This window comes from Protofrankia sp. Cas3 (assembly GCF_963555955.1).
Classification (GTDB): domain Bacteria; phylum Actinomycetota; class Actinomycetes; order Frankiales; family Frankiaceae; genus Protofrankia.
The window spans coordinates 8,525-13,435 of sequence record NZ_CAUVXP010000170.1 but is presented as its reverse complement, the minus strand read 5'-3'; the positions used below and the strand labels follow the sequence as shown (position 1 = coordinate 13,435).

The window sequence follows — 4,911 nt, the reverse complement described above, 5'->3', positions numbered from 1 at the left end:
GGTGTAGATCACGTATGCCGGGTGGTCGGGGAGCACGGGGCACACGCGTTCAGCCGGGGCCGGCTTGGCGTAGTCCAGGTCGGCCAGTACGGCGCCCAGTGCCTGTTCGTCGAGCACCAGCGAAGGCCGGACATCGGCGAGGATGACGTCGATGCGCTCCTGCGGGTACTCCGGATCGATCGGCACGTAGGCGGCCCCGGTCTTCCAAACCGCCAGGACCGACGCGACGACGTCCACCCCGCGCGGCAGGCGCAGACCGACCACGCTCTCCGGTCCGACACCCCGAGCGGTCAGGTACCGCGCCAGCCGGTCGGAGCGCGCGTTCACCTCGGCGTACGAGAGCTCGATGTCCTCGCAGACCACCGCGACTGCGTCCGGAGTCCGAGCGACCTGTGCCGAGAACAGCTCCGGTACCGTCGTGGACGGGACGTCGGCCGCGGTGTCGTTCCACTCCGTCAGAACTCTGTGCCGCTCGTCCGCCCCGAGTGCGTCCACCGCGCTGAGCCGGATCGACGGATCCGCGACCATGATCTCGACTATTCTCGTCCAGCATTCCGCGATCCTGTTCACCGACTCCTGGTCGAACAGGTCGGCGGAGCCGACGAGGGCGCCCCGGATCCCGGCCGGCGCATCCCGTTCGTCGAACAGCTCCACGACACCGAAGTCCAGGTCGAACTTGGCCACGGAAGACCCCGACGACAGCCTCCCGACCCGTACACCGGGCAGCTCCAACCCGGCGCCCCGGGCGTTGTTCTGCACTGTGAGCTGCACCTGGAACAACGGATTGCGGGACAGGGACCGCTCCGGGGCCAGCTCCTCCACCAGCCGCTCGAACGGCACGTCCTGGTGCTCCAACCCGGCCAGGCTCACCTCCCGGACCCGACCCAGCACCTCGGCGAACGTCGGGTCACCGGACAGGTCGGTCCGCAGCACAAGAGTGTTGACAAAGAAGCCGACCAGATCGTCCAACGCCTCGTCGGTACGACCGGCCACCGCCGCCCCGATCGGGATGTCAGTGCCCGCACCCAACATGGACACCGCGACCGCCGACACGGCCTGCAAGGCCATGAACAGCGTCAGGCCGTGCTCATGTGCCAGCTCCGACAGCGCGCGGTGCCGGTCCGCCGGAACGTCCAAGGGCACAGAATGCCCGCGGTAACTCGGCACCGCCGGTCGCGGTCGATCCGTCGGCAACTCCAACTCCTGCGGTGCGCCGGCAAGCGCGTGGCGCCAATACGCCACATGGCGGTTCATCAGGCTGTCCGCGTCGTCGTCAGAGCCCAGCAACTCCCGCTGCCACAGCGCGTAATCCGCGTACTGCACCGGCAACGGCGCCCACTCCGGTTCGCGCCCCGCACACCGCGCCGTGTACGCCGCCGACAGATCCCGACCCAACGGACCGGTCGACCACCCGTCACCGGCGATGTGATGCACCACCACAACCAGCACCTGATCGTCCGGAGCGGTCACGAACAGCCAGGCCCGGATCGGTATCTCGGCCGCCAGATCGAAGGTGTACCGGACTGCCTCGGCGACGGCGCAGTCCGGCTCCCCTTCGATGATCTCGGCAACCTGAAGGTCGAACCCGGTCTCCTCGACCCGCAGCACCTTCTGGAAGGACTCGCCGTCGGCCACGCCGAACACCGTCCGCAGCACCTCGTGCCGGCCGATCACATCCCGCAGCGCACGACCGAACGCCTTGTGATCAATCACACCTGACAGGCGCAGCACCGTGGGAATGTTGTAAGTCGTGCTCGGCCCGTCAAGCTGGTCCAGGAACCACAACCGGCGCTGCGCGAACGACAACGGCACCAGCTCCGGGCGCTGCCGAGCCGTTAACGGGACGCGGCCCGAAACGGAGTCGGTCAATGCCGCGGCCAGACCCGCGGGTGTCGGCGACTGGAACAGCGTACGCACCGCCATCTCGACCCCGAGAACCGTTCGGACCCGGCTCGCCAGACGCACCGCCAACAGCGAATGCCCGCCGAGACTGAAGAAGTCGTCGTCCACTCCGACGGCGTCCAGGCCGAGAACGTCGGCGAACACCGCGCACACCTGCATTTCGCGCGCCGAGGAAGGGCTGCGACCGCCCGGCGCGTAGTCCGGCGCGGGGAGGGCCTTACGATCAAGCTTCCCGTTGGCATTGCGCGGCAGCTCGTCCAGCACCACGACCGCCGACGGCACCATGTACTCCGGCAGGTGTTGCCCGGTGAACTCCCGTACGGCGGCTGGTAGTCCGTCGACGGCAGAATCCCGGGCAGCCGGCACGACATACGCCACCAGGCGCTTCCCCGTATGCACGTCGTCGCGGGCGACCACCGCGGCCTGGCGTACCGCCGGATGCGCGGCCACCACCGCCTGGACCTCGCCCGGCTCGATCCGGAACCCCCGGATCTTCACCTGGTCGTCGGCGCGCCCCGCGAACGCCACCTGCCCGTCGGGTAGCCACCGGGCCCGGTCCCCGGTCCGGTACATGCGCGTGCCCGGCGGACCGAACGGACAGGCGACAAACCGTTGCGAGGTCAGGCCCGGCCGACCCGCGTAGCCACGGGCAAGCTGCGCACCCGCGACGTAGAGCTCCCCGACCACGCCTACCGGCACCGGGGAGAGAACATCATCAAGGACGAACAGGCGGGTGTTCGCGGTCGGCCGCCCGAACGGCACCCGACCCGGCCGCGCCGGGTCGACGCGTCCGGCAGCGACCATCACCGTCGCCTCGGTCGGACCGTAGGTGTTCACCAGCGCCCGACCAGCGGACCAGACCCCGGCCGCCGCCGAGGAGATCGCCTCCGCGCCGACCACCAGCGTCGAGACCGGGGCCAGGTCGGGCGGTTCCAGCACCCCCAACAAGGACGGCACCACGCTGGCGACGTCGACACACCGCAGCGCGACTAGTTCCCGAAGCTGCGCCGATTCCTCGCGTTGTGTCGGCGAAGCCACCACGATGCGGCCCCCCGACGACAGCGCCACCGCGACGTCCAGCACCGACGCGTCGAAAGCGAACGACGCGAACTGCAGCACGCCGACGCCTGGCGCCGCCCCGAAGACGGGCGCGAACGCCGACACGGCGTTCGCCAGGGCACCGTGGGAGACCACAACGCCTTTCGGACGTCCGGTGGACCCCGAGGTGTAGATCAGATATGCGGGATGATCTGGAAGCAGGGGACTGACGCGCTCCGCCGTCGTCGGCCCACCGTCGACAAGGTCGACGAGCGACGCGCCCAGGCCCGGATCGTCCAGCAGCACCGAAGGCCGGGCATCGGCGAGGAGGACGTCGATACGCTCCCGCGGGTACGCCGGGTCGATCGGCACGTAGGCGGCCCCGGTCTTCCAGACCGCGAGAACCGACGCGACCATCTCGATCCCGCGCGCCAGACACAGACCGACCACGCTCTCCGGTCCGACACCCCGAGCGATCAGATACCGGGCCAACCGGTTGGACCGCGCATCCAACTCGGCATACGACAGTTCGAGTCCCTCGAAGGCGACGGCAACCGCGTCAGGAATACGGGCGGCCTGCGCCGCGAACCGCTCGGGAATCAGCTCCGCCGCAATATCGGCCGCGGTGTCGTTCCACTCCACGAGGATCCGATGCCGGTCTTCGGCACCGAGCGGGTCCACGCCGCTGAGCCTGGTCGAAGGATCAGCGACCAGCTCCGCGAGCACTCGTGTCCAGCACGCCGCGATCCGCTCGACCGTTTCAGCATCGAACAGGTCCGCCGCCCCGGTCAGCACCCCCCGCAGGCCGGCCGGAGTCCCGTCGGGCTCGACCACCTCGCCGATGTGCAGCATCAGGTCGGCGATCGCCGTGGAGGCGCCGGCCGTCGCCCTCGCGACCCGTGTTCCAGGCAGCTCAAGCCCGGCCCGGGAGGTGTTGTCCACCGTGAGCATCACCTGGAACAGCGGATTACGCGACAGGGAGCGCTCCGGCGCCAACTCCTCCACCAGCCGCTCGAACGGCACGTCCTGATGGTCAAGTCCGGCCAGGCTCACCTCCCGGACCCGGGACAACACCTCGGCGAACGTCGGGTCACCGGACAGGTCGGTCCGCAGCACCAACGTGTTGACGAAGAACCCGATCAGATCATCCAACGCCTCGTCGGTACGCCCGGCGATGCCCACGCCGACAGGGATGTCCGTACCCGCACCCAGCTTGGACAACAGGACCGCAAGCACCGCCTGCAGCGCCATGAACAGCGTCACGCCCTGTTCCCGCGCCATCGTCAGCAACGTCCGGTGCAGGTCGGCGGGAACCTCCAGCGGCACCGAGTGCCCCCGGTAACTCGCCACCGCCGAGCGGGCCCGGTCGACGGGCAGCGGCAGTTCCTGCGGCGCGCCGGCCAGCGCATGGCGCCAGTACGCCACCTGCCGGGACAGCAGGCTCTCCGGATCCCGCTCATCACCGAGCAGCTCCCGCTGCCACAGCGCGTAATCCGCGTACTGCACCGGCAACGGCGCCCACCGCGGCTCCCGCCCCGCACACCGCGCCGTGTACGCCGCCGACAGATCCCGACCCAACGGACCGATCGACCACCCGTCACCGGCGATGTGATGCACCACCACAACCAGCACCTGATCGTCCGGAGCGGTCACGAACAGCCAGGCCCGGATCGGTATCTCGGCCGCCAGATCGAAGGCGTGCCGAGCGGCTTCGCCGACGACGCGCGGCAGATCAGCCTCGACGACATCGACGACATCGAACTCGAACCCTGCCTCCTCGACCGGAAGTATCTTCTGGAACGGCTCGCCGTCCGCCACCGCGAACACCGTCCGCAGCACCTCGTGCCGGCCGATCACGTCCCGCAGCGCCAACCCCAACGCCTCGCGGTCCACCGCACCGGAAAGCCGCAGGACGACGGGGATGTTGTAGGTCGCGCTCGGCCCGTCCAACTGTCCGAGGAACCACAACCG

The 4,911-nt window shown here is 69.5% G+C and carries 1 protein-coding gene; it reads right to left on the bottom strand.

The annotated features are described in order from the left end of the window. Positions 1-4,911, bottom strand: a 4,911-nt coding sequence (locus tag U9983_RS23190; RefSeq protein WP_322756044.1) for a non-ribosomal peptide synthetase, incomplete at both ends; no start/stop codon positions are given.